The organism is Corynebacterium sp. Marseille-P4321, assembly GCF_903645305.1.
GTDB lineage: Bacteria > Actinomycetota > Actinomycetes > Mycobacteriales > Mycobacteriaceae > Corynebacterium.
This window is the reverse complement of the sequence record NZ_CAHJXO010000001.1, coordinates 84961-108984: the sequence shown is the minus strand read 5'-3', so window position 1 is coordinate 108984 and position 24024 is coordinate 84961. Positions and strand designations below refer to the sequence as shown.

The following is a 24024-nucleotide window of genomic DNA, read 5'->3' as shown; positions in this document are numbered from 1 at the left end:
ACGTTATAAAACGCGTGCGCGTCAGAGTACGAAACCTTTAAATGGTTACCTGGCGCGACTTGATGTTGTCCAGCTGCTTACGCTCCTCGGCACTGAGCTGCGCGTTGTTGCCGTACTCCGCGCTGATGCGCTCATCCAGCGCCTTCAGTGCGCCTTCGTAGGCGGCGGCCGCAACGGACGGATCAAGGTCGAACACCGGAACCACCAAGCCGTGCGTACGGAACGCGCCCGCGAACTTCGTGCCTTCGCCCAGGTTGAGCTCACCGCGCGCGGCGATGCGCGCCAGCGCGGCCAGCATCTGCTCTTCGCTGTCCTCGGTGCGCACCCAGCGGATGTGTGCCTTGCCGCCGCCCGGGTTCACCCACCAGATCGCGCCCGGCAGGCCCTCGCCCACCTGCTGCGACGGCAGCACCGCGTCGTTGGCCTGGCGCAGCGCCTGCTGCACCTGCGGCGGCACGGCCGCGCCCTCGGGGAACCACCAGGCGAAGTCCTGGTGTGTGGTGATCTCGGGGGTCACGTCAACGTCGATAAGCGATGCAAGCTCCGGCTGCGAACCATCCGCAACAGTGGACTGCAACGACTCACCCGGCGCGGCCTGAAGCACCCAATTCAGCGCGTACGCCAAGTCGCGCCCCGGGTTCTGCGAGTGGTGCTGCACCTGCAGCGCGACGAAACGCTCGCCTCCCTGGGCCTCCTCGCGCACAAGCGCCGCGCCCGCGCCCGGCAGCACCGTCACCACGTTGACGGGCGTGCCGCGGACCTCGAACTGCGTCACCGCGGACGGGACGAACTCCTGCAGCGCCACCAGATCCGCCTCGGCGGCCAGACCCTTGAACGGGCGGGGATCGCGCTGCAGCGCCTCACGCTCGGCGGCGCGGGCGGCCAGCTTCGCCTCGCGGCGGCTCATACCCTCGGGCAGCTGCTCTTTCGTCTTCTTTTTCTTCGGCTTGCGTTGCACCATGCACGCAATCGTACGGCACGCAATCGTACGGCCGGCTACTGCGCGACGGCCTTCGCGTACTGGATGCCCCGCTCGAACGTGTCGACTGCCAAGTTCGGTAGATCGGTGGCCATCACGTCCACGCCCTTGTCGGCGCACCACATCATCTCGCGCGGCGTGTTCACGGTCCACGTGTACGTTTTCAGCCCGTCCTTGTGCAGCAGCTCCTGCTTCGACTGCAGGTGCGACAGCGCTGGGCCCACGCCGTAGGGGCGCGAGAGCATCGCGTTTTTCGGGTTCCACTTCCGCTCTTTGAGCCGAAACAGGTAGTAGGTCTCCAGCTGCGGCGCCATGCGGGTGAAGTAGCGCACCGCCTTGTGGGAAAAGGAGATGACGTGGATGTTCTCCGAATCCAAAAGCCGTGCGTAGGAGAGCATGCGCAGTGTTTGCTCGTCCACCTCGGGCCCGTAGATGGTGGGGTGTTTCGTCTCGATGTAGATGTGCTTGTCGGGGTAGTCGCCCATCAGCTCGAGCAGCTCTTCCAGCAGCATGATGTGCTGCGGGTCTTCCTTGGTGCCGATGTTCAGCTCCCGCAGGTCCTTGTAGTCCATCGCGTCGACGCGCCCGCGGCCGTCGCTGGTGCGGTTGACCGTCGCGTCGTGGAACACCACTAGGCGTCCGTCGCGGGTGAGGCGCACGTCGCATTCGATACCGTGGATGGGCAGCTTGAGCGCCTCGTCGAACGCGCGGAAGGTCAGTTCGGGAAACATTCCGGAAAAGCCGCGGTGCGCCACAATCTTCGGGGTCTGCTCGGATGTCTGGACGTCGCTCACGGGCCCCAACGCTACCCCCGCTTGCAAGCGGGCGCGAGCGGAAGGTTTTTGGGACAATAGGGCGCATGCTTATCGACGACATCCGGGTACCTCTTACCGATGCAGTCCGACGCACAAAGCGCCGCTTTTCCCTGAAGCGCGATGGCGTGCTGGCCGTGCCGATGATGGCTGTGGATGTCTTTTCCGATCTCGCCCCGGGGCTGCGCATGCGGGGGATGCGCAGCTTGCCGGAGAACTTCCGCGCGGGTCTCGTCGGCGCGGAAGTGGCCACGTGGGGTGCGGTGAGCCCGTCGCTTCTGCCGCACAGCCTGTGGGCAATGACGGCGAACGTGGCTGCCTGGCAGGCCATCGGCCACGCCTGCGCCACCGGGCTCACGCAGGCGCTCAAACCCGTGCTGCCTAAGGGCGTGGGCGGGCCGCTGCCACGCTCGGCGCGCCTGGCCATGACCGGCGTGACTTTGAGCGTGTACGCCAGCTCCATGGCGAGGCGCGTGAAGCACGAGAATCTGGTGGAGTCGGACGATTCGTTCACCGTGGCCGAGGTGGTCGGCGGCATCGCACTGGGCACCGTCGGCTACGGCGGGTTGCTTTTGGTGGGCGAGGGCATTCAGCGGTTTATCGATTCGATTGAGGCGCTTCTGGGCCGCAAGCTGCCGTCCGTGACCTCGTGGCCGCTTGCCATCGCGGGCGGCGGCGCGCTGCTCGTCCTGGTGGGCGACCGGCTCATCATCCGCCGTTTCCTCTCGGCCGCGTCGAAGTCCGCGATGGAGCTCGACCGCGAGTTCATGCGCGGCGCCGACCAGCCGACAGAGCCGGAACGCTCCGGCTCCCCGGCATCGGCGGTGGATTGGAACTCCATGGGGCGCCAGGGCCGCGCCGTGGTGGCGGGCGGGCCGCGCAAGGCCGACATCGAAGAGGTGGTGGGCAGCGCGGAGGCCGAGCCGATCCGCGTGTTCATCGGCCTGCACGACCTGGACCCGAGCGCGTCGCCGGACTTCGAGGCCATGGCCGAGGAGGCGGTGGCGGAGATGCACCGCACCGACGCGTTCGAGCGCTCCCACATCGCCGTGATGTCGGCGGCCGGCACCGGGTGGATCAACGATTTCCACACGTCCGGCTTCGAGTTCGTCACCCGCGGCGATTCGGCGATCGTCGCCATGCAGTACTCGTACCTGCCGTCCGCCTACGCGTATTTGGCCGATCACGAGTCCCCGGTGGCGTCGTCACGCGCGCTCGTGCTTGCCATCCTGCGCGAAATGCAGGACATGCCCGAAAACGAGCGCCCGAAGCTCTACGTTGGCGGCGAATCGCTCGGCGCGTACGGCGTGTCCGACACGTTTGAAAGCGTCGAGGAGTTTTTGGACGGCACTTCCGGCGGCGTGTTCACCGGCGTGCCCGGGTTCGCGCGCAACCACCGCGCGGTCACCGACGCGCGCGAGGAAGGTTCGCCGGAGCGCTTGCCGCTTGTCGACGGCGGCCGCCACATCCGCTTCGCCGCCCACCAAGACCACATCGCCCACGACTTCCAGGGCGAAGCCTATGCAAACGAGTGGACACAGCCGCGCTACCTGTTCGCCCAGCACGCCTCCGACCCGGTGGTGTGGTGGCGCCCCAGCCTGGCCTGGCGCATCCCCGACTGGTTGAGGGAGCCCGGCTCGCGTGGGGTGCCGGCGCCTGAGGCGCAGCACCTCGACGTGCTGGACACGCTGCGCTGGACGCCGCTGATCACGTTCTGGCAGGTAGGCATCGACCAACTGGCCTCGCAGGAGTATCCCTCGCCGCACGGGCACAACTATCACGACGAGACGGTGCATTACTGGAACGCGGTGGTCAACGGCGAGGGCGCCGGGCTGACACCCGAGGAAATCGAGCGCGCCGCGGAGTGGATCCACCAGGATGCGACGAAGCTGCGCAAGCCGCCGGACGGCTTCCCGTCCAAGCACGGGTACTAAAACGGGCCCCGGGGACGCTACACTTGCCCAACAGTTAAATGCCCACACGGACCCCAGCGTGGGCGCGCAAGGAAAGGACGCGGCGATGAAGCTTCGACGCCTCATGACAGCACTGGCTACTGCGGCGGCGCTCGCGGGAGTGGCGGTGAGCCCGGCGACCAGCCCGGTTGCCCACGCCGCGCCCAACGGCAACGTGGTCACGTTCGGCGATTCCTACACGTCGAACCCGGACGAGGTGCGCAACACGCTGAAGAAGTCGCAGGTCCCCCAGATCCGCCACTTCGTGTGGGGCACCTACCCCAGCAAGAACGGCTGCCTGCAGTCGCCGGACAACTGGCCGCGCCAGCTCAGCCGCATCGCGAACGTGCCGGTGAGCGACCACTCCTGCACAGCCGAGTCTTCGCACGTGATGCCGGGCCGCGTGGACCGTGCGATTGCCCAGGGCGACATTCACCCGGGCACCCGGGCGGTGGTGTTCGCGGTGGGGATTAACGATTACGGCCCGTACGGCATCAACCGCGGCGCGAAGCCCCTCGACCAGCCGCGGATGCACCGCGAGTACGTAAGCAACATGACCACCGCCGTGAACAAGGTGCGCGCCGTGGCCCCGCGGGCGAAGATCATCTTCTCCGGCATGCTTTCCGTCTCCGAGCCGTACGGCCTGCAGTCGGTGTGCCTGGTCAACGTCATCCCCAACCTGCGCACGGGCATCCCGCTGCCGGGCCTGCAGGCGATTGAGAACCACGTGCGCAACCACCAGCGCGCCGCCGCGCACGCCACCCGTTCGACGTACGTCGAGTTGAAGGCCCCGTCCGCCGCCCACAACACGTGCGCGCCGGACGCGCAGCGCTGGGTCGCGGGCGCGATTGACACCACTACGCAGCACACGATGGGCCTGCACCCGACCGTGCCCGGCTCGCGGTTTATGGCCGAGCAAATCGCTCGCAGCCTCTAGCCGTTAGATCCCGCAGGCCACGCCTGTTGAGTGGTGCGGGCAGTAGCCGTCGGGCACCTTGTGCAGGTACTGCTGGTGCTCGTCCTCGGCGAGGTAGTAGTCCACACCGTCGCGCTCCACGGAGGCGACTTCGGTGGTGATGTCGCCGTAGCCCGCGTCGCGAAGCGCCTCGCCGTACTCGGTGATCCAGCCGCGGATCTGTTCCGCTTCTGCCTCGGTGTCAGTGTAGAACGCCGAGCGGTATTGCGTGCCCACGTCGTTGCCCTGCCGGTAGCCCTGCGTCGGGTCGTGCGCCTCGAGCGCCACGCGCACGAGTTCCTTCAGGCTCACCACCTGCGGATCGTAGACCACTTCCACCAGCTCGACGTGGTTGGTTTGCCCCGTGCACACCTCTCCGTAGGTGGGGTTAGGGGTCACGCCGCCGCCGTAGCCCACGGAGGTGGATTCCACCCCGTCGAGCTGCCAGAACATCTTTTCCGCGCCCCAGAAGCAGCCGATGCCCACCAGCAGCCGCCTCTGCCCTTCGCGCCACGGCCCCGTGATCGGGGTGTCCAGCACCGCGTGGGACTTGGGGTGCGCAAGCACGGGCTCCCCGCGCCCCGGAAGAGCATTTTGCTTATCGACGAGCTCCGCCAACCTACCAAACATAAATCCCATACCTGCCATAACGGTTGGGCCCGCGACCCTGTTCCCAAATTTTCTCTACCATGGGGTGCCGTACACGAACGCAATTGAAAGGAATACCAATCATGGCTGTTTACGAGCTGCCCGATCTGCCGTACGCATACGACGCGCTGGAGCCGCACATCTCCGCCGAGATTATGGAGCTGCACCACGACAAGCACCACGCGAACTACGTCAAGGGCGCCAACGCCGCGCTTGAGGCGCTGGAGGCGGAGCGGGGCGGCGAGGCTGACGCCGACAAGATCCGCGCGCTGACCAAGAACCTCGCGTTCAACCTTGGTGGCCACACGAACCACTCCATCTTCTGGAAGAACATGGCTCCGAACGCTGGCGGCAACCCGACCGGCGCGATCGCTGAGGCCATCGACCGCGACTTCGGCTCCTTCGAGGGCTTCAAGAAGCAGTTCTCCGCTGTCGCCAACGGTCTGCAGGGCTCCGGCTGGGCTGTCGCGGGTTACGACCACGTTGCTGGCCGCCTGATCATCCAGCAGATGACTGACCAGCAGGGCAACATCTCCGTGGACTTCACCCCGGTGCTCATGCTCGATATGTGGGAGCACGCGTTCTACCTGCAGTACAAGAACGTCAAGGCTGACTACGTCGAGGCGTGGTGGAACGTCGTGAACTGGGACGACGTCAACGAGCGTTACACCAAGGCCGCCGCATAAGCTGTTCGCTTATCGACGAGCTCACGCAAACGCCCGCCACTTTCGCAAGTGGCGGGCGTTTGCTTTTCCCTGTGATACGTCGAGTCCTCGCGAACCCGCCCCTCATCCTAGGTTAGGCTTGCCTTAACTCACAAGGGGTTGACGGAAATTTTTCGCGCCGGGGTTACCATCGAAGGCCATGGAAAAGGGAATGGAGAAGGGAAGCGTGGAATACCGGCGCGCCACCCTGGCGATGCTCGCGGTGGGACTCGCCATCTTCAACACCCTCTACGCCACCCAGGCGCTTTTGCCCGTGCTCACCCGGGAGTTGGGCATCACCCCGTCGACAGCGGCGCTGACCGTCTCCGCCGCCACCGGCGCGCTCGCGCTGTGCGTGGTACCGGCGTCGATCCTGTCGGAGAAATACGGCCGCGGTCGCGTGCTCGTCGTCTCCGCGATCGCCGCCACTTTTTTGGGCCTGCTGCTGCCGCTGGCGCACAACGCCGCGCAGCTCATCGCGTTGCGCGCGGTCCAAGGAGCGATGATTGCAGGCACCCCCGCCGTCGCGATGACGTGGCTCAGCGAGGAACTCGACGCCAAAGATCTCCCCGGCGCGATGGGGCTCTACATCGCGGGCAACACCATCGGCGGGCTCACCGGCCGCCTCATCCCGGCGTTCTTGCTCGAGGTGACCACCTGGCGCTGGGCACTGTTCGGCAGCGGGGCCGTCGCGTTCGCACTCGCCGTTGCCGCCGCCGTGCTCCTGCCCGCGCAGCGCAACTTCCATCCCAAGGCGTCCATCCGCCCGAGCGCCGAACTGCGCGCAATGGTCGGCCACCTGACCAACCCGCGCCTTGTCGGCCTGTACGCCACAGCATTTATCGCGATGGGCGTGTTCGTGTCCATGTACAACTTCTTCGGCTTCCGCGCCGTGCTCGACTTCGGCCTGCCTGCCTCCCTGTCGGGGCTGGTCTACGTGGTGTACCTGTCGGGCACGGTGTCGTCGGCGCGGGCCGGCTTCTTCGCCCGGCGCTACGGGCGCGGCCCGACCGTCCTCGGCGCCGCCGCGCTCATGCTCCTCGGTTCGCTCGCGGTGGCAAGCCCGAACCTCTGGCTCGCACTCGCCGGACTGCTCGTGTTCACCGCGAGCTTCTTCGCACTGCATTCCACCGCGTCGGGCTGGGTGGGGCTTATCGCGGAGCGCGACCGCGCGGAGGCCAGCTCGATGTACGTGTTCAGCTACTACATGGGTTCGTCCATCCTCGGCGCCGCCACCGGCCGCGCCTTCGAGGCGCTGCCCTGGGCTGGTTTCGTCGGCGTGCTCACCGCGCTGCTCGCCTCGATGTGCGCGGTGACGTTTCTATTGTGGAAGGCGGAGCGGCGCTAAACCTCGCCGAGCACCGGCACGCCCGGCGCGCCAGCGGTAAGGAACTCGCGCACGGCGCGGGTGGCGCGGCAATCGTCCTCGTTGTAGCGCAGCAGCATCTCGCGGGCGCGTTCGTCGCCGAGCCGCCCTGCCCGCCGCAGCGCCACGGAACGCTCCCCGTCCACGTCGTCGTCCTCCCAGTTGAACCCCACCACGGGCCCGAGCACTTTGAGCCCCAACCCGTCGGTGCCCACCAGGTGACGCCGCACGTGGGCGAACACGTCTACCCACTCATCCGAGGCGATAAACGCGGCCACCTCCGCCTCGTCCACCGACGAAAAGCGCTTCGCCGAAGCGCGCAGCCAATGGTTCTCCCCACCCGCCGCGTAGCAGTACGCCGCGAACGTCTTCCCCTGCGCGTGCGCCGCCTCACGCACCCCTTTCAGCCACGACCAAAACGCCGCGAAGTTGCGCTCCTCCGCGTCGCCTGCGCCGAGCTCGTCCCAGGTAACGAACGGACGGTAAGCCTCGCCGTCGAAGGCCCCCCACAGGTAGGCGCCCTGGTCCAGGTAGGCCTCCATGTCCACGTCTATCTCCACGTCCGCCCGCGGGATGGTGATCTCGCCCGGGCGGCGCAGCACCGGCACACCAGCGCGCCAAGCCCGGGCGAGGGAGGAAGGCTCGCCCACTTTAGCGTCGATAAGCTTTTGCACCGTGTCGACGCCGCGCTCGCGCCACACGTCGCCGCGACCACCCGGAAGCAGCAGCGAAATATCGTCGAGCTCCTCTAACCGCGGCCCGCACAGCGGCCAAAAGCGGCATGTGGCGCACTGCTTCAACCGCTTGGGCTCGTCCGGGACCGGGGCGTGCAACGCCTCCAAAAGCTGCGGCACGTAGCGGTTCGCCTCCACCACGTACGCGCGCGTGCGGTCCTGCCCGATCGCCGCGCCGCGACCGTCCGCCACATCGCCCAGCAGCAGGTGCGCCATTGCGATGCGGTAACCGTCAACGGTGTGGTGGCGCGCCTTCGCCCGCACCTCAAGCGGGCCGGAAAGCCCCAGGCGCCCGGTGTGCACCATTTGCAACGTCGCCTCCGGGTGCGGCCGGGCCACGCGGTGGTTCGAAATGATCACCGGCGCGTACCCGCGCCCCGTGCGCACCAACACGTCCACCTCAGCCTGCGCCGGCACACCGTCAATTTCGCCGATAAGCAGCGCGTTCGTGATCAGGTTGGCGCGGGTACGGATCGCCTCGCGCGTCGCCGCCGCAGCGTCGCCTGCCGAGTCTGGGGCCGGATCTAGGTCGACGCGGATGAAACGCTTGCGCCCGTCGCCAAGCGCCCGCTTCTGCGGCAACAACCCAAACACCGCCGCACGCGCCGCATCAAACTGCGGCTGGCGCTCAAGCGCCTCCGGCAACTCCGGCGTATCCGGGTGCGCGGTGCGCTGACGCAGGCGATAGCGGCACCCGACAAGATCGCCGGCCCGCACCGCCTCCCCGGGCACATCCATTGCTTTCGCTGCTTTCGCTGTTTTCACGATGCCGCCCACGATAGGCCAGGTAGAGTTGGTGTGCGAATACGAACAAAAACGTGCAAGGAGTACCCCACAATGGGCATTTTCGAGGCCATCCGCAAATCCCGCGCGAAAACCAAGGCCGATGTCAAAGCCGCCGAGGTCCGCGCACGCCAGCTGGCCAAGCAGCAGGCGAAGCTGGACAAGCGCACGCTCGAGCTGCTGGACAAGGCAGAAAAGCGCCTGCTGAAAGAGGAAAAGAAGGGCCTCAAGCGCAAGCGCAAGCACGAAAAGGAACTCGCGGAGGCGCACTTGAAGCGCATCGAGAACGCCGGCATCACGAAGAAGAAGGCGAAGCAGGGCATCGGCGCGGCGCGCGTGCTCATCCCCATCCTGCTGCCGCTGGCGTACAAGGCGCTCACCGCGCGCCAGCAGGGCGCGATCAACACCCGCGCCGCCGACCTCGGCGTGGACGCGCAGGACCTCGCGCGCCACTCCGGCCGCGGCGCTGAGCTGAAGGCCCGCATCGACGCGGTGCGCGCAAACGTGGAGCACACAGATTCGCTTAGCGACGGCTTCCGCAGCGACGCCCGCGTCCGCCTCGACGAACTCGAGCAAGCCGTACGCAACGCAGAGCACGCGAACCCGGAGCAGCGCCGCCTCGCGTACGCGTCTGTGGAGAACGACCTGAACGACCTCGCCGCAGAGGTGCACGAGAAGCTCTCGCGCCGCTCGTAACGCTCGTTCCTCGCGTTACGAGGAAAACCTGTGACGCGACGCTCGTTCCTCGCGTTACGAGGAAGAACAGCGAACGAAGACCCCCTGTAGCGGGCGACGCTCCCACTTCCCCTGTAGCGGGCGACGAAGGAGCCCGCTACAGCACGCCCTGCTCCCGCGCCGACGCCACCGCGGAGGTGCGGGAGCGCACGCCGAGCTTGTCGTAAATGTGCACGAGGTGGCTTTTCACGGTTGCCTCGGAGAGCATGAGCTCGGCGCCGATCTCTCGGTTGGATTTGCCGGCGGCGACGAGCTGGAGTACCTCGAGTTCGCGCGGGGTGAGCGAGCTGCGCGGGGCGCGTTCGCGGGTGTCTAGGCGGTCGCGCACGCCGGGGGACATGGTTGCGTCGCCGCGCGCGGTGGAGCGCACCGCCGCGACGAGCTCCTCCGGTGGGGCGTCTTTGAGCAGGTAGCCGACGGCGCCGGCCTCGATGGCGCCGAGGATGTCGGCGTCCGTGTCGTAGTTTGTGACCACCAGGACCTTCGGGGGGTGCTGCATGGTGCGGCGGATCTCCGCGGTGGCCTGCGCACCTGTGGTCACGCGGGCACCCTGGGCGCCGGCGCCGAAACGCAGGTCCATGAGCACCACGTCGATGCCGCCGGCCTGAGCGGTGGCAATCGCGCCCTCTGCCGTGGCCACTTCGGCGACGACCTCGATGTCGTCGGCCTCCTCGAGTACGGCGCGAAGGCCAAGACGCACGATCTCGTGGTCGTCAGCGAGCAAAACCCTGATCATCTAAGCATCCTCCTTTCGGTTGATACTAACGGGTACCGCCACCGATACCGCCGTCGGCCCGCCGGGCGCGGACTCGATGTCTAAGCGCCCGCCGAGTTCGGCCGCCCGAGAACGCATCGCGTCGAGGCCAAGGTGGCCCAGCCCGGAGGGTTTCTCGACGGCGCCGGCGACGTCGAAGCCGCGGCCGTTGTCCACCACATCGAGGCGCACCTCGTCCTCGCCGTAGGTGAGCGTGATGCGGCAGCGGGTCGCCGCGGCGTGGTTCACCACGTTCGACACCGCGCCCTGGGCGATGCGCAACAGCCCGGCCTCTAAACGCATCGGCAGCGGGTCACTCGGCTCGCCGTCCACGTCCACCTCCACCGCCAAGTCGCCGGCGGCCGAGAAGTCGGCGGCCACCCGCTCGAGCGCCTCGCGCAGGGAGGCCTCCGACAGCGGCGCGGGCGCGAGCGCGGCGATCATCGCACGCGTTTCGGCGAGGTTGTTGGACGCCGCGCGCCGCGCCGTTTCCATCTTGCGCAGCGGCTGCTCCATCTCCCCCGCGCGCACGAAACCGCGGATGTCGCGCTCCGCCGAGTGCAGCAGCATCTGGATCGAAGACAGATTCTGCGCCACCGTGTCGTGCAGCTCGTGCGCGAGCCGCTCCCGTTCTTGGGCCACGCCCGCGGAGCGTTCGGTTTCGGCGAGGGCTTCGCGGGTGGACAGGAGCTCGTCGATAAGCAATTGCCTCTCCTTGCTCACCCTGTCGATGGTGGTGAACGCATAGTTGATCGCCACAACCACCACCGCCGACAGCGCCGGGCCCATCACCCCGCCAAGTGTGAGTCCCGCCGGGATCTGCATCGCCACCGTGATGGCCAGGCCCACCGCGACCCAGACGTAGCCGCGCCACGAATTGAATGCGCGAAGGTACACAAAAAACAGCAGAAACACCCAGTACACGGCCACCGCGGAGACGGTCATGTCCGCCACCCACACCGCCGTGATGCCCACGAGCCAGATGATGCGGCCCCACTTGCCCCACCGGTACATCTCCAACATGCCGTAGAACAGCAGGAAGGAAAACGCGCTGACCAGCACAATGTGCAGCAACGCGGCGTTGAGCGGCATCCGCGCCAACGCACCGAGCGACACCACCAGCAGGCACACCGCGAGGATGGTGATGCCCGTGTCCAGCGCAGTGTTGTCCCTCGCTTTGCCGGGGTGCTTCTCCAGCACCACTAGTCTGGAGCTCATGCGTTTGAGATTACCCACCGCGCTGCTCGTGCTTGCGCTCGCCGGATGTTCGGAGCAATCGCTTGACGACGCTCACCCCGCCCCCGCACCCCCCGCCAGCGACGGACTAGCCCTCGACGCTTTGCCAGCGACGCAGCGCACCGATTGGAACGAGTGCCCGTACCTGGACACGCAGTGGGTGGCTAACACGAACGGCCAGATGGTCACCGGCGTAGGCGTGGACGAGCGATTCGATCCCCCGGCGTGCCAGTTCTGGTCCTACCCAGAGGAGCCGCAGCTGACCGTCATCGTGCGCGACATGGGCACCGAGGAACGCGCGCGGGAGGAAGTGGACTGGGCGGCGCCCGTGGACCACACGCAGCCGGCCTCGCTGGACGGCGGCTGGGAAGGTGGGCGCCACGGCGGCGGCGACGTGCCCGGGCGCATCGGGGCGGCGTTTTCCGTGTCGAAAGGGCCGCGGGCCATCACGGTGTTCACGAACCAGGACGAGTCAGTGAAAGCGGAGATGGTGGCGGCGGAAGTTATCGCTAACCTGGGGCTATGAGCATTCTCGTTTCCGCAGTAGTGTTCCGCGACGACCGGGGGCGGGTGCTGTGCGTGCGCAAAGCGTCCAGCCCGCGGTTTCAGCTGCCCGGCGGCAAGCCGGAGGGGGCGGAGACGGCGGCCGAAACCGCGGTGCGGGAGGTGCGCGAAGAAACCGGGGTGGCGCTGGACGCGGAGCAGCTGAGCTTTTTGGGCACGTTCACGGCCGCCGCATCGAACGAGCCGGGGCAGAGCGTGACGTCGCGGGTGTTCCTCGCGCCGCCGGGCGCTGCTGTGTCGCCGGTGGCGCGCGGGGAGATCGCGGAGCTGCGCTGGATCGACCCGTTCGACCACGTCGGCGAAGAGCTCGCGCCGTTGCTGGAAACGCAGATCTTCCCGGCCCTCGCCCCGCGCGAACTCGGCGCAGTGGCCGTCTACGCCGGGGCGCGCGTGGGCACCGACCCAGCCAACGCCGCCCTTGCCCGCGCGTTCGGCGAGGCGCTCGCCCGCGAGGGCATCACCCTGGTCTACGGCGGCTCGAAGCTCGGGCTGATGGGCGAGGTGGCCCGCGGGGCGCGGCGGCGCATCGGCGTGCTCACCACGCATCTGGAGCGCTACGAGTTGCGCTACGACGACCTCGACCGCCTCGAAGTGGTGGAGACGATGGCGCAGCGCAAGGCCCGCATGAGCGAGCTCGCCGACGCAATCGTGGCCCTGCCCGGCGGCACCGGCACCTTGGACGAGCTGTTCCAGGAGTGGACGAACCAGCAGCTCGGCCTGCACGCCAAGCCGATCGGGTTGCTAGGCACCGAGTTCTGGGCGCCGCTGCTTTCCATGGTCGACCACATGGTCGCGGCCGGCTTCATCCGCGCCACCGACCGGGAGCACTTGGTGGTTGCGGATGACCCGGACGAGCTCATCGCGAATCTGCGGGGATGGTCGCCGCCCGTGCCTCGGTGGCTCTAACCTGCGGATTGTGGAAAACCGCTTCGCGCAGCAGGGAGTTATCCACAGAATTTGGGAGGGGGGCTTTTCACGCTTGCGCTCGTCGCATAGCGTGCTTCCCATGACCACCTTCCACACCTTGCTGCAGGCGCTGACAAGCGTCGACGCGCTCGCCGACTTCGACCGGCAAGCCGCGATCGACGCCGGGCTGCGCCCCTGCCAGGTCCGCGACCTCGCCCGGGTGCACGAGACGTACTTCACCCCCACCCGCTGCCGGAAACAACAACGCCTCGCCCTGGACGCGGCCCGCGAAGGTGGGTTGAGTTTGGACCAGCTGGTGTACGTCGAGAAGCAACTTGCCCGCGTGGACACCGAACTTGAACAGTGGCGCCTACGCCGCGAACTGCTGGCCGTGCGCGGCAACTACGACGCACTGAAGCGGCGCGCCAAGGAGCTCCTCCCGCCGCCCGAGCCGACACCGCCACAGCCGACCGTGCGGTTCTCCGCGTCGCGACTCGGGATGCGCACGCTCGTGCTCGTTGGCCCGGAACGCGACATCGCCGACCTTGAACACTACCTGCGCCAGGGCCTGAACCCCGACCTTCCGGCAGGCCCGCAGCTGCTCACGCGCTTCGTCGCGCTGATACGCGGGCAGCTCGCGGCGGCGACCGGCAAACCCGGCGAGGCGATTCCTCCGGCCGTGGCGCCCGCCGCGCCGCGCCCCGTGCTCGCCGTGCCACTTGATACCCACGTGGCCATCCTCGGCGGGCACGGCGACGACACCGTCCTGGGGCTCAGCGACGGCACCACCATCACCGGCGCCGAGTACCTCAACCTGCTCGCGGAAAACGGCGGCGTCGCCGAGGCAGCGCTGTTCCACCCGCAGGAAGGGCCCGTGAACCTGTACCGCAACGAGCGCCTGGCGAACAAGAAGCAGCGCGACCTGATGCGCCTGGCCTACAGCTCGTGCCTGGTGCCCGGGTGCCGACACGGCTCGGACAACTGCGAGAGCCACCACGTTGAGGCGTGGGCGCGTGGGGGCGAAACGAACATCGCGAACCTGGCGCCGCTGTGCAGCTACCACAACAGGGTCAACGACGACGATCCGCGCGCGGCGAGACGGGGGCGCATTTCGCTTATCGACGGCTCCGCCACCTGGATCTCACCCCGCGGCTACCCCGCGCCAAACACCCGCCACAGATACGGAGCGATGCACACGCTCTTCGCTGCCTGATTGCTTGCCCGCTTGAAAAACCCCGCCAGCCGCGGGCGCTTCGGCGCGCCTGCAGTGCCTACACGGCGACGTCGTTGTACGGCATGAGCGATGACACCCACGGGAAGATAACCTCCATGAGCAGGAAAAACACCGCCACCAGGATGATCAGCGTGAGCAGCCACTTCACCCACGGCGGGCCCGGCAACTTCCGCCACAACGCCGCGTACATCTAGCGCACCTCCTGCATCGCGGCCGGCAACGCACCGGCGGCTTCGTCTTTCGGCAGATACTCCGTCTGCACAGCGTGGATGATCATGCGTTCCGCGTTGGAGAACTGCGGGTGGCATGTGGTGAGTGTGACCAGCGGCAGCGCACCGTCGGGCACCTGCGTGGAGCGCGCACCCGGCATCGGGTTGACCACCTCGATGTTGCCCGGCAGCGTGATGTGGCGGCCCTGCACCGCGGCGTAATCACCGGAGGCGACGCGCTCGTTGAGGGGACCGGGCAGGCACCCGGCGCCCTCCGCGTGGCGCTGACCGGGGTCCGCGGCCATCGGCATCACGCGATACGTCACCCACGCCTGGCGGGTTTCCACCACGATGGCGTCGCACGCCCGCAGCGCACCCAAGTCGTTGAACGGGGCACCCTTACCCACGCGGTGGCCCGCCACAGCGAAGTTGCCCGGCTGCCCCGGCATCTGCGTGCCCGGATAGTGGCCCGGCCCGGTGAGCAACTGCGCCTCCTGCACGCCCTCCACCACGGCGAACTGGTAGTCCTGGCCGAACGCCGGGATGTACAGCTTGGAAAACGCCTCTCCCATTTCGGTGGCGCGCGCCTGCCGGGGGTTGACCCACTGCTCCTCCAGGCGGGTCTGCACCTCGTCCTGCATCCGCGCGGAGGCGAGGTTGGTCCAGTAGGACTCGTAGAACGCGAACAGCAGCAGCAGCACTCCGACGGTGAGCAGCACCTCGCCGATTACTGTCGAGGCGTTGAGCCGGTGCACTGGTTGTGGTTTGGGTGGGGAGTTGAGGGGGGTAGTCGTCGATAAGCGCATTGCTAAATAGAGTAATCCGCGGGCGGGGCGCCAAGCTTCGACTCGGCGAGCGACTTCGCAGTGATCAGCGGGGCGACATCGCGCACGAAACGCGCGCCGGTGAGCCCGCCTTCGAGGAAAATGAGCAGCTCGTCGGCCAGCCCCGAGGAATCGTAGCCGTTCTTCGTGTTCAAAAGGCCGGTGATCGTGTCGTGCAGCCACGTGCGGTGCGCCGCTGCCGTGGCCACGATTTGCTTCTCCGAATCTGTCTCCGGGCGCGGGTACTCCGTCGCGGCGTTGATGAACGGCGAGCCGCGGAACTCCTTCTCCGGCTCCTGCTCGATGGCAATGTCGAAGAACGCGAGGATCTTCGCGTCGGCCCCCTCGAGGTCCGCGGCGCGAGACTCCCAGCGCGCGCGGTACTCGGCGTCCAGCTCCTCTAGATAGGCGATGACCAGGTTGTCCTTCGACCCGAGCAGCGAGTACAGCGACGCCTTCGCCACGTCCGCCTCCCGCAAGATGCGGTCGATGCCGATGACGCGGATGCCTTCCTCGGTGAACAGCTTCGTCGCAGCGTCCAGCAACCGTTGCCGGGGGCTGGGCCGGTCGCGTCGGCGGGTCTTCTTTGTGCCTGTGGCCATTACTTCAATATAGACCAATCGGTACAAAAAATCCCCCGGGTTGGTCTACCCGGGGGATGAAGCAGAAGCTTATCGACGCCTGCTGGTCACCGCGTTCACAATCCACAGCAAAATCACCGCACCAAGCAAGCAGGTGAGGAAGCTGAAGATCAAGCCGCCGCCCGCGACGTCGATGTTGAACAGGGTGAGCAGCCAACCGCCAAGCAGACCGCCGATAACACCTACCAGAATGTTCAGGCCGATGCCCATCTGTGCGTCGCGACCCTGAATCTTGGAGCCGATCCAGCCTGCGAGGCCACCGATAATAAGCCAGCCGAGGAAACCGAGCTGAGGAGTCATTGTGTTGCGCTACCTTTCAAAATAACGTCGATTGTTTTCTCGTATGTTTATCGCGCTCAAAGCGCCACAACCCCCATTATCCAGCGTTTCGGCGCGGGTTGTGCAACGCTACGCATGCATTTGCGTAACAATTGCGCCACCATTACCTGGCAGCGCACCCGCGCCTGGTACCGGCTTTAGTCCTGCGGGCGCACCACCATGATTGGGCACGGCGCTGACTGCAGCAGCGCGCGCGACGTGGAGCCGAGCAGCATGCCCTTGAACCCGCCACGGCCGTGCGAGCCGGTGACCAGAAGCTGCGCGTCCTCCGCGGCCGCGGTCAGCGCGCGCACCGGGCGGTCGCGGGTGATCGTCTTTTTCACTTCCACGTTGGGGAACCGCTCCGAGAGCTCGCCGAGGTAGTTGCCCAGAAGCTCGGACTTTTCCTGCTGCACGGCCTGCCAGTAATCGTCCGCCACCGTGTAGCCGGCACCCGGGCCTTGGATCTGGGTGTCCACCCAGGTGTGCACCGCGTGCAGCTGAGCACCGCGCGCGTCGGCCTCTTCGAACGCCACCTCGGTCGCGCGGCGGGAAACGTCAGAACCGTCCACGCCGACCACCACGGGGCCGTACTTGTTGCCCTCGTTGATCTCGTTGTCCTCGCGCACCACCACGACCGGGCAGTGTGCGTGGGAGACCACCGCGCCGGACACGGAGCCGAGCACCATGCCTGACAACCCGCCGAGACCACGCGAGCCCATGACGATCATCGTGCAGTCGCGCGACATCTCGAGCAGCATGTCAATCGGCGAGCCCTCTGCCACCGCGTGACCGATGCGCAGATCCGGCGCCACACCGAGCGCGATCTCGCGGGCGGCGTCGATGGTTTTCATCGTCTCGCGCTGCAGATCGTCGTAAATCTCCTGCGGCGGCACCATCCCCTCTGCGTAGAGGAACTGGGGCATGGTGTAGCTTGCGGCGAGCCGCAGCGGGATGTCGCGCTTGCGGGCTGTGTTGGCCGCCCATCGCACAGCTACATCGGACGCCGGGCTACCGTCAACGGCCACCACAACGATGTCTTCGCGGGTCATTTTTCAGTCCTTTCCGTCCACGAACTGGTTATACCCACAGCATACTGCGCTTAGTTCGGCAGGGGCACCGGAGTGGCCGCCGGCGCGTTCGCCGGGAAGAGAAGGTGGTAGAGGAAGGTCAACGCGTCCGCGATAGCTTTGCCAATGCCCTGGGAGAAGAACGCAAGAATCGGCTCAATAAGTGCTGCAAGATCCATGGCGGATAATCTACTACACAATGGCCAGGAAAAAGACCACACCAGTCACACCACTGCCCCCGCGTAACGGGCTTGGTGCCACGCGCGCCCGCGTCCCGGAGGATGCAGAACTCACCGCTTTCGAGTTCGTCGCGCACCTCGTGGCCACGCAGCGCCACCGCCACCCGGAAGATACCCCCGACGCGGTCGCTGCCCGGTTTGCTGCCGGCGAGGTGGTTGCCCGCGATGGCACGCTTTTCGCACCCGACGACGTGGTACCTCCCGGCACTGACGTCTTCTTCTACCGGCGCCCCGCCCCCGAGCGCAAAGTGCCACACCAGATTGAGGTGGTGTATGAGGACGAGGGCATCATGGTCGTCGATAAGCCTGCGTTTCTTGCCACCATGCCCCGCGCCGCGCACATTACCGAAACCGCGACGGTACGGCTTCGACGCGCGACCGGCAACGAGGAGCTCACACCAGCGCATCGCCTCGACCGCGCGACCTCCGGGCTTCTACTTCTTACCAAGCGACGCGAGTTACGCGGCCCCTATCAGGAGCTGTTTGCGCGGCGTGAGGTGTCTAAGAAGTACGAGGCGATCGCGCCGCTGCGCCCAATGCAGGCGCCCGCGACGTGGGCGCACCACTTGGCAAAGGTGCCGGGCGAGGTCGCGACGACATGGGACGAGCACGCGGAGCCAAACTCGTTTACGGAACTGCTCAAGGTCGAGCAATTGCTTCACGACGAGCTCACGCACCTCCAACGCCTCCACCACACCACCGAGCCCCTCGCGCGGTACACACTTCGGCCTATCACCGGACGAACACACCAACTCCGGGTGCAGATGATGTTGGAGGCGGCGCCCATTCTCGGTGACCGCATTTACCCGACGCCTTTGCCGGCGGAAACTGAAGACTTTGATGCGCCGATGCGTTTACGGTGCGTGCATCTCGGCTTTGCGGACCCGTTGTCTGGCGAGCAGCGTTCCTTCGCTCTTTGACGTTTTTGACGCTGGGCGGACGCGAAAAAGCACCCGCGCCGTGGTCCCTGTGTGGGAAGTGGCGCGGGTGCTTTCTATTCTGAAGTTGTTGGGTCGGCGGTAACCTACTCTCCCACTCCCTCCCGGGAGCAGTACCATCGGCGCGGGCGGGCTTAGCTTCCGGGTTCGGAATGGGACCGGGCGTTTCCCCGCCGCCATCAACCACCGACACACTTATTGGGGCAATGAGTGTGCCACGCGTTGGGCGTAACTGTTCATTTATGTTTGTGGCCACCCGGGGTTGGGGTGGGTGTGTTGTGTCAGATACTGCACAGTGGACGCGAACACGACTGGTTCTTTCTACATTGTTTTGCGTGTTTTTGTTGTTGGTGTTTTGCAACACTTGCTTTGTTGGTGTTGGTTGTCAATCGGTGTATTAGTACCGGTCGTCTCAGCACCTTACGGTGGGTACAACTCCGGCCTATCAACCCAGTAGTCTGCTGGGAACCTCAATCGAAACCTCATCTTAAAACAGGCTTCCCGCTTAGATGCTTTCAGCGGTTATCCCTTCCGTACGTAGCCAACCAGCGATGCCCCTGGCGGAACAACTGGCACACTAGAGGTACGTCCGTCCCGGTCCTCTCGTACTAGGGACAGCCTTCTTCAAGTTTCACACGCGCGCGGCGGATAGAGACCGAACTGTCTCACGACGTTCTGAACCCAGCTCGCGTGCCGCTTTAATGGGCGAACAGCCCAACCCTTGGGACCTACTCCAGCCCCAGGATGCGACGAGCCGACATCGAGGTGCCAAACCATCCCGTCGATATGGACTCTTGGGGAAGATCAGCCTGTTATCCCCGGGGTACCTTTTATCCGTTGAGCGACACCACATCCACAAGTAGGTGCCGGATCACTAGTCCCGACTTTCGTCCCTGCTCGTCTTGTGAGTCTCACAGTCAAGCTCCCGTGGGCACTGACGCTCTACTCACCTGATTGCCAACCAGGCTGAGGGAACCTTTGGGCGCCTCCGTTACATTTTGGGAGGCAACCGCCCCAGTTAAACTACCCACCAGGCACTGTCCCCAACCCAGATCATGGGCCAAGGTTAGATATCCACTACGGTCAGAGTGGTATTTCAACAACGACTCCACAACCACTAGCGTGGCCGCTTCATAGTCTCCCACCTATCCTACACAAACCGCACCGAATGCCAATACCAAGCTATAGTGAAGGTCCCGGGGTCTTTTCGTCCTGCCGCGCGTAACGAGCATCTTTACTCGTAATGCAATTTCACCGGGCCTGTGGTTGAGACAGCAGAGGAGTCGTTACGCCATTCGTGCAGGTCGGAACTTACCCGACAAGGAATTTCGCTACCTTAGGATGGTTATAGTTACCACCGCCGTTTACTGGGGCTTAAATTCTCCGCTTCGGACAAAAAATGTCCTAACAGGTCCTCTTAACCTTCCAGCACCGGGCAGGCGTCAGTCCGTATACATCAACTTAACCGTCTTCGCACGGACCTGTGTTTTTGATAAACAGTCGCTCCCCTCTCTTCTCTGCGACCCACACCAGCTACCACACGATACGTGTGTCACCAGTGCAGGTCCCCCTTCTCCCGAAGTTACGGGGGCATTTTGCCGAATTCCTTAACCACAGTTCACCCGAGCGCCTTAGTATTCTCTACCTGACTACCTGTGTCGGTTTCGGGTACGGGCCGTACATGCACATCGCTAGAGGCTTTTCTCGGCAGTACAGGATCACCAACTTCACCCAAAAGGGCTTACGCATCACGCCTCACACTATTGACACCCGCATTTGACCATGGTGTCGTGCCACACGCTTGCACCGCAATCCAATAAGCGGCATTGGCTACCAACCTGCGTCACCCCATCACTTTGCTACAACAGATCAGGCCCCACGCATCACCACCAACCACACAACCAAAGGTCGTGTTTGGCCGGCGGGTCAGGGTGGTTAGTATCACCGCTTCACAATTTGTCGCGCACACACGGGTACGGGAATATCAACCCGTTGACCATCGACTACGCCTGTCGGCCTCGCCTTAGGACCCGACTCACCCTGGGAAGACGAACTTGACCCAGGAACCCTTAGTCATCCGGCGGGCAAGATTCTCACTTGCCATTCGTTACTCATGCCTGCATTCTCACTCGCATGCAGTCCACCGCTCCTTACGATACGGCTTCACCCCACACACGACGCTCCCCTACCCAACACAAAACAAGTGTTGCCGCGGCTTCGGCGGTGTGCTTGAGCCCCACTGAATTGTCGGCGCAGAACCACTCGACCAGTGAGCTATTACGCACTCTTTCAAGGATGGCTGCTTCTAAGCCAACCTCCTGGCTGTCTTCGCGATCCCACATCCTTTTCCACTTAGCACACCCTTAGGGGCCTTAACCGGCGATCTGGGCTGTTTCCCTCTCGACTATGAAGCTTATCCCCCACAGTCTCACTGCAATGCAACACTATAACCGGCATTCGGAGTTTGGCTGACGTCGCTAAGATGATAGTCCCGCTCAACCAACCAGTAGCTCTACCTCCGGCAAGCTCACATCACGCTGCACCTAAATGCATTTCGGGGAGAACCAGCTATCACGGAGTTTGATTGGCCTTTCACCCCTACCCACAACTCATCCCCTCAGTTTTCAACCTAAGTGGGTTCGCGCCTCCACAACCTCTTACAGCTGCTTCACACTGGCCATGGGTAGATCACCCCGCTTCGGGTCCAGGACATGCCACTAAAAAAACACCCCATTAGGATTCGCTTTCGCTACGACTACCCCACATACGGGTTAACCTCGCGACATGCCGCTGACTCGCAGGCTCATTCTTCAAAAGGCACGCCATCACACCACAAAACGGTGCTCTGACGGATTGTAAGCGCATGGTTTCAGGAACTCTTTCACTCCCCTCCCGGGGTACTTTTCACCATTCCCTCACGGTACTATCCACTATCGGTCACACTGAGTATTCAGGCTTACCGGGTGGTCCCGGCAGATTCACAGCAGATTCCACGAGCCCGCTGCTACTCGGGGATTACGGGTAACACATCTTGCGGTGCCTACACGTACGGGGCTCATCACCCACTCCGGCGTGCCATCCCAGACACTTCCGCTCACACCGCAACACATGCGCACAGCTGGTAGACCATACACACCCGCACCCCACAACACCGCATGCGCAACCCCTACCAAGTATCACACACACACGGTTTAGCCATCATCCGCTTTCGCTCGCCACTACACACGGAATCACAATTGTTTTCTTCTCCTGCGGGTACTGAGATGTTTCACTTCCCCGCGTACACCCCCACACCGGCTATGTATTCACCAGCAGGTAACCGCACACAACCACGGCTAGGTTTCCCCATTCGGACACCCTCGGATCAACGCTTTGTTGACAACTCCCCGAGGCTTAACGCAGTCTCACACGTCCTTCATCGGCTCAGCATGCCAAGGCATCCACCATACGCCCGTAACACACAACCATCACAGACAAAAACAGGTACAAAACACCAAAACACAAACAAAAAATAAAAAGAAAGATGCTCGCGTCCACTCTACAGTTCTCACACAACACACCCCCACACACCACACACGCATGCAACACACACGCATGCAGCACATGGAAGCCACAAGGAACAAAACACATCACGTGCTGCCCCAGACACCCAACAGCGCACCAACACACACTTGCTTGCAGGAAAGCTCAACGCGCACACCACAAAAGCAACCAACCCATGGCCGCCGGCGTGTGTCCACCCGGACAATTTTTCCAAAACAAAAAAGGCGGCAGCCATTCGTTCGACGACTCAACCACCAACCCACACCACAAAACGTGTGGGCACACCCGCAACTGCGGGCACAAAAACAAATAAGCTCCTTAGAAAGGAGGTGATCCAGCCGCACCTTCCGGTACGGCTACCTTGTTACGACTTCGTCCCAATCGCCGATCCCACCTTCGACAGCTCCCATTACAGGCCACTGGCTTCGGGTGTTACCAACTTTCATGACGTGACGGGCGGTGTGTACAAGGCCCGGGAACGTATTCACCGCAGCGTTGCTGATCTGCGATTACTAGCGACTCCGACTTCATGGGGTCGAGTTGCAGACCCCAATCCGAACTACGACCGGCTTTCAGCGATTCGCTCACCCTCACAGGCTCGCCGCGCGTTGTACCGACCATTGTAGCATGTGTGAAGCCCTGGACATAAGGGGCATGATGATTTGACGTCATCCCCACCTTCCTCCGAGTTAACCCCGGCAGTCTCTCATGAGTCCCCAACCAAATGCTGGCAACACAAGACAAGGGTTGCGCTCGTTGCGGGACTTAACCCAACATCTCACGACACGAGCTGACGACAACCATGCACCACCTGTACACCAGCCACAAAGGGAAACTACATCTCTGCAGCGATCTGGTGTATGTCAAGCCCAGGTAAGGTTCTTCGCGTTGCATCGAATTAATCCACATGCTCCGCCGCTTGTGCGGGCCCCCGTCAATTCCTTTGAGTTTTAGCCTTGCGGCCGTACTCCCCAGGCGGGGCGCTTAATGCGTTAGCTACGGCACGAACCCCGTGGAAGGGACTCACACCTAGCGCCCACCGTTTACGGCATGGACTACCAGGGTATCTAATCCTGTTCGCTCCCCATGCTTTCGCTCCTCAGCGTCAGTTACTGCCCAGAGACCTGCCTTCGCCATCGGTGTTCCTCCTGATATCTGCGCATTCCACCGCTACACCAGGAATTCCAGTCTCCCCTACAGCACTCAAGTTATGCCCGTATCGCCTGCAGTCCCGCAGTTAAGCTACGGACTTACACAAACGACGCGACAAACCACCTACGAGCTCTTTACGCCCAGTAATTCCGGACAACGCTCGCACCCTACGTATTACCGCGGCTGCTGGCACGTAGTTAGCCGGTGCTTCTTCTCCAAGTACCGTCACTTAAAGCTTCGTCCTTGGCGAAAGGAGTTTACAACCCGAAGGCCGTCATCCCCCACGCGGCGTCGCTGCATCAGGCTTGCGCCCATTGTGCAATATTCCCCACTGCTGCCTCCCGTAGGAGTCTGGGCCGTATCTCAGTCCCAATGTGGCCGTACACCCTCTCAGGCCGGCTACCCGTCGACGCCTTGGTAGGCCATTACCCCACCAACAAGCTGATAGGCCGCGAGCTCATCCCACACCGAAAAACTTTCCACCACAACCTCCAAGAAGTGGTCCTATCCGGTATTAGACCCAGTTTCCCAGGCTTATCCCGAAGTGCAGGGCAGATCACCCACGTGTTACTCACCCGTTCGCCACTCGAGCACCCCAGCAAGCTAGGGCCTTTCCGTTCGACTTGCATGTGTTAAGCACGCCGCCAGCGTTCATCCTGAGCCAGGATCAAACTCTCCACAAAAAGGCCGTGAAAAGCCCAACCAAACTGGCAAAAAACAAACCAACC

General features: G+C 64.3%; 21 protein-coding genes, 3 rRNA genes and 1 pseudogene. 10 read left to right on the top strand and 15 right to left on the bottom strand.

Annotation, left to right across the window (positions count from 1 at the left end; translation table 11 throughout):
- Positions 1-37 precede the first annotated feature (37 nt).
- Both HWX32_RS00490 and HWX32_RS00485 read right to left on the bottom strand, forming a co-directional pair.
- Entirely contained in the window at positions 38-961 is a 924-nt protein-coding gene (locus tag HWX32_RS00490) for a DUF5926 family protein (RefSeq protein WP_175934306.1), read from the bottom strand.
- 35 nt (positions 962-996) lie between these two features.
- Positions 997-1773 carry a glycerophosphodiester phosphodiesterase family protein gene (locus HWX32_RS00485; protein ID WP_303049127.1) on the bottom strand — a complete coding sequence of 259 codons (777 nt, stop codon included), beginning with the start codon at positions 1771-1773 and terminating at the stop codon, positions 997-999.
- 65 nt (positions 1774-1838) lie between these two features.
- Here HWX32_RS00485 and HWX32_RS00480 point away from each other — a divergent pair, with 65 nt between their 5' ends.
- Both HWX32_RS00480 and HWX32_RS00475 read left to right on the top strand, forming a co-directional pair.
- Positions 1839-3725 carry an alpha/beta-hydrolase family protein gene (locus HWX32_RS00480; protein WP_254868183.1) on the top strand — a complete coding sequence of 629 codons (1887 nt, stop codon included), beginning with the start codon at positions 1839-1841 and terminating at the stop codon, positions 3723-3725.
- Positions 3726-3783: 58 nt separating this feature from the next.
- On the top strand, positions 3784-4680 hold the full coding sequence (locus HWX32_RS00475; protein ID WP_217702878.1) for a GDSL-type esterase/lipase family protein: 897 nt from the start codon (positions 3784-3786) through the stop codon (positions 4678-4680).
- 3 nt (positions 4681-4683) lie between these two features.
- Here the strand turns inward: HWX32_RS00475 and msrA are convergent, their stop codons facing one another.
- Positions 4684-5337: a peptide-methionine (S)-S-oxide reductase MsrA gene (gene msrA / locus HWX32_RS00470; protein ID WP_175934304.1), complete on the bottom strand. Its 654-nt coding sequence runs from the start codon at positions 5335-5337 to the stop codon at positions 4684-4686.
- Positions 5338-5429: 92 nt separating this feature from the next.
- Between msrA and HWX32_RS00465 the strand changes: the two genes are divergently transcribed.
- On the top strand, positions 5430-6032 hold the full coding sequence (locus HWX32_RS00465; protein ID WP_175934303.1) for a superoxide dismutase: 603 nt from the start codon (positions 5430-5432) through the stop codon (positions 6030-6032).
- 178 nt (positions 6033-6210) lie between these two features.
- Positions 6211-7398, top strand: coding sequence for an MFS transporter (locus HWX32_RS00460; protein WP_121509083.1), 1188 nt, complete (start codon positions 6211-6213; stop codon positions 7396-7398).
- On the opposite strand, the gene HWX32_RS00455 is transcribed toward HWX32_RS00460, so the two are convergent.
- Positions 7395-8888 (bottom strand): TM0106 family RecB-like putative nuclease, encoded by a 1494-nt coding sequence (locus HWX32_RS00455; RefSeq protein WP_175934970.1) that lies wholly within the window; start codon positions 8886-8888, stop codon positions 7395-7397. The two genes, HWX32_RS00460 and HWX32_RS00455, sit on opposite strands and share 4 nt — an antisense overlap.
- A 99-nt stretch (positions 8889-8987) precedes the next feature.
- Here HWX32_RS00455 and HWX32_RS00450 point away from each other — a divergent pair, with 99 nt between their 5' ends.
- Positions 8988-9629, top strand: coding sequence for a DUF6474 family protein (locus HWX32_RS00450; protein ID WP_075468724.1), 642 nt, complete (start codon positions 8988-8990; stop codon positions 9627-9629).
- Positions 9630-9765: 136 nt separating this feature from the next.
- Here HWX32_RS00450 and HWX32_RS00445 read toward each other — a convergent pair whose 3' ends face one another.
- Positions 9766-10404, bottom strand: coding sequence for a response regulator transcription factor (locus HWX32_RS00445; protein ID WP_075468723.1), 639 nt, complete (start codon positions 10402-10404; stop codon positions 9766-9768).
- Entirely contained in the window at positions 10405-11640 is a 1236-nt protein-coding gene (locus HWX32_RS00440; protein WP_175934302.1) for a sensor histidine kinase, read from the bottom strand.
- Between HWX32_RS00440 and HWX32_RS00435 the strand changes: the two genes are divergently transcribed.
- The 4 genes and pseudogenes from HWX32_RS00435 (at position 11639) to HWX32_RS00425 (ending at position 14341) form a co-directional block, all read left to right on the top strand.
- Positions 11639-12184 carry a DUF2020 domain-containing protein gene (locus HWX32_RS00435; RefSeq protein ID WP_175934301.1) on the top strand — a complete coding sequence of 182 codons (546 nt, stop codon included), beginning with the start codon at positions 11639-11641 and terminating at the stop codon, positions 12182-12184. The two genes, HWX32_RS00440 and HWX32_RS00435, sit on opposite strands and share 2 nt — an antisense overlap.
- Positions 12181-12567, top strand: a pseudogene (locus tag HWX32_RS11345) (NUDIX domain-containing protein); the annotation flags it as partial. The gene HWX32_RS00435 and the pseudogene HWX32_RS11345, both read left to right, overlap by 4 nt.
- Positions 12568-12588: 21 nt before the next feature.
- Positions 12589-13128 (top strand): TIGR00730 family Rossman fold protein, encoded by a 540-nt coding sequence (locus tag HWX32_RS11340; RefSeq protein WP_368485900.1) that lies wholly within the window; start codon positions 12589-12591, stop codon positions 13126-13128.
- 100 nt (positions 13129-13228) lie between these two features.
- The gene (locus HWX32_RS00425; RefSeq protein ID WP_175934299.1) at positions 13229-14341 is read left to right on the top strand and encodes an HNH endonuclease signature motif containing protein; all 1113 of its coding nucleotides are present in this window, start codon (positions 13229-13231) and stop codon (positions 14339-14341) included.
- A gap of 58 nt (positions 14342-14399) precedes the next feature.
- Here HWX32_RS00425 and HWX32_RS00420 read toward each other — a convergent pair whose 3' ends face one another.
- The 6 genes from HWX32_RS00420 to HWX32_RS00395 form a co-directional block, all read right to left on the bottom strand.
- On the bottom strand, positions 14400-14552 hold the full coding sequence (locus tag HWX32_RS00420; protein WP_175934298.1) for a hypothetical protein: 153 nt from the start codon (positions 14550-14552) through the stop codon (positions 14400-14402).
- Positions 14553-15377 carry a class E sortase gene (locus HWX32_RS00415; RefSeq protein ID WP_075468719.1) on the bottom strand — a complete coding sequence of 275 codons (825 nt, stop codon included), beginning with the start codon at positions 15375-15377 and terminating at the stop codon, positions 14553-14555.
- A 2-nt stretch (positions 15378-15379) separates the two neighbouring features.
- Complete coding sequence (locus tag HWX32_RS00410; RefSeq protein WP_075468718.1) at positions 15380-15997, bottom strand: TetR/AcrR family transcriptional regulator; 618 nt, start codon at positions 15995-15997, stop codon at positions 15380-15382.
- Between the two features lie 69 nt (positions 15998-16066).
- A complete protein-coding gene (locus HWX32_RS00405) occupies positions 16067-16336 on the bottom strand; it encodes a GlsB/YeaQ/YmgE family stress response membrane protein (RefSeq protein WP_175934297.1) in 270 nt (89 codons plus the stop codon).
- A 176-nt stretch (positions 16337-16512) separates the two neighbouring features.
- Positions 16513-17406 carry a universal stress protein gene (locus HWX32_RS00400; RefSeq protein ID WP_175934296.1) on the bottom strand — a complete coding sequence of 298 codons (894 nt, stop codon included), beginning with the start codon at positions 17404-17406 and terminating at the stop codon, positions 16513-16515.
- 50 nt (positions 17407-17456) lie between these two features.
- A complete protein-coding gene (locus HWX32_RS00395; RefSeq protein ID WP_165603583.1) occupies positions 17457-17603 on the bottom strand; it encodes a hypothetical protein in 147 nt (48 codons plus the stop codon).
- Positions 17604-17623: 20 nt separating this feature from the next.
- Here HWX32_RS00395 and HWX32_RS00390 point away from each other — a divergent pair, with 20 nt between their 5' ends.
- Complete coding sequence (locus tag HWX32_RS00390; RefSeq protein WP_175934295.1) at positions 17624-18583, top strand: pseudouridine synthase; 960 nt, start codon at positions 17624-17626, stop codon at positions 18581-18583.
- Between the two features lie 91 nt (positions 18584-18674).
- Here the strand turns inward: HWX32_RS00390 and rrf are convergent.
- The 3 genes from rrf to HWX32_RS00375 form a co-directional block, all read right to left on the bottom strand.
- A 5S ribosomal RNA gene (gene rrf, locus HWX32_RS00385) occupies positions 18675-18792 on the bottom strand.
- Between the two features lie 185 nt (positions 18793-18977).
- Positions 18978-22069 (bottom strand): 23S ribosomal RNA (locus tag HWX32_RS00380).
- 397 nt (positions 22070-22466) lie between these two features.
- A 16S ribosomal RNA gene (locus tag HWX32_RS00375) occupies positions 22467-23979 on the bottom strand.
- The 16S, 23S and 5S rRNA genes sit together here, the layout of an rRNA operon.
- Positions 23980-24024 lie beyond the last annotated feature (45 nt).

Coding starts and splice junctions, on each gene's coding strand:
- HWX32_RS00490 (WP_175934306.1), bottom strand. CDS start 961: ATGGTGCAACGCAAGCCGAAGAAAAAGAAGACGAAAGAGCAGCTGCCC.
- HWX32_RS00480 (WP_254868183.1), top strand. CDS start 1,839: ATGCTTATCGACGACATCCGGGTACCTCTTACCGATGCAGTCCGACGC.
- msrA (WP_175934304.1), bottom strand. CDS start 5,337: ATGGGATTTATGTTTGGTAGGTTGGCGGAGCTCGTCGATAAGCAAAAT.
- HWX32_RS00465 (WP_175934303.1), top strand. CDS start 5,430: ATGGCTGTTTACGAGCTGCCCGATCTGCCGTACGCATACGACGCGCTG.
- HWX32_RS00460 (WP_121509083.1), top strand. CDS start 6,211: ATGGAAAAGGGAATGGAGAAGGGAAGCGTGGAATACCGGCGCGCCACC.
- HWX32_RS00455 (WP_175934970.1), bottom strand. CDS start 8,888: ATGGATGTGCCCGGGGAGGCGGTGCGGGCCGGCGATCTTGTCGGGTGC.
- HWX32_RS00450 (WP_075468724.1), top strand. CDS start 8,988: ATGGGCATTTTCGAGGCCATCCGCAAATCCCGCGCGAAAACCAAGGCC.
- HWX32_RS00445 (WP_075468723.1), bottom strand. CDS start 10,404: ATGATCAGGGTTTTGCTCGCTGACGACCACGAGATCGTGCGTCTTGGC.
- HWX32_RS00435 (WP_175934301.1), top strand. CDS start 11,639: ATGCGTTTGAGATTACCCACCGCGCTGCTCGTGCTTGCGCTCGCCGGA.
- HWX32_RS00440 (WP_175934302.1), bottom strand. CDS start 11,640: ATGAGCTCCAGACTAGTGGTGCTGGAGAAGCACCCCGGCAAAGCGAGG.
- HWX32_RS00425 (WP_175934299.1), top strand. CDS start 13,229: ATGACCACCTTCCACACCTTGCTGCAGGCGCTGACAAGCGTCGACGCG.
- HWX32_RS00420 (WP_175934298.1), bottom strand. CDS start 14,552: ATGTACGCGGCGTTGTGGCGGAAGTTGCCGGGCCCGCCGTGGGTGAAG.
- HWX32_RS00415 (WP_075468719.1), bottom strand. CDS start 15,377: ATGCGCTTATCGACGACTACCCCCCTCAACTCCCCACCCAAACCACAA.
- HWX32_RS00410 (WP_075468718.1), bottom strand. CDS start 15,997: ATGGCCACAGGCACAAAGAAGACCCGCCGACGCGACCGGCCCAGCCCC.
- HWX32_RS00405 (WP_175934297.1), bottom strand. CDS start 16,336: ATGACTCCTCAGCTCGGTTTCCTCGGCTGGCTTATTATCGGTGGCCTC.
- HWX32_RS00400 (WP_175934296.1), bottom strand. CDS start 17,406: ATGACCCGCGAAGACATCGTTGTGGTGGCCGTTGACGGTAGCCCGGCG.
- HWX32_RS00395 (WP_165603583.1), bottom strand. CDS start 17,603: ATGGATCTTGCAGCACTTATTGAGCCGATTCTTGCGTTCTTCTCCCAG.
- HWX32_RS00390 (WP_175934295.1), top strand. CDS start 17,624: ATGGCCAGGAAAAAGACCACACCAGTCACACCACTGCCCCCGCGTAAC.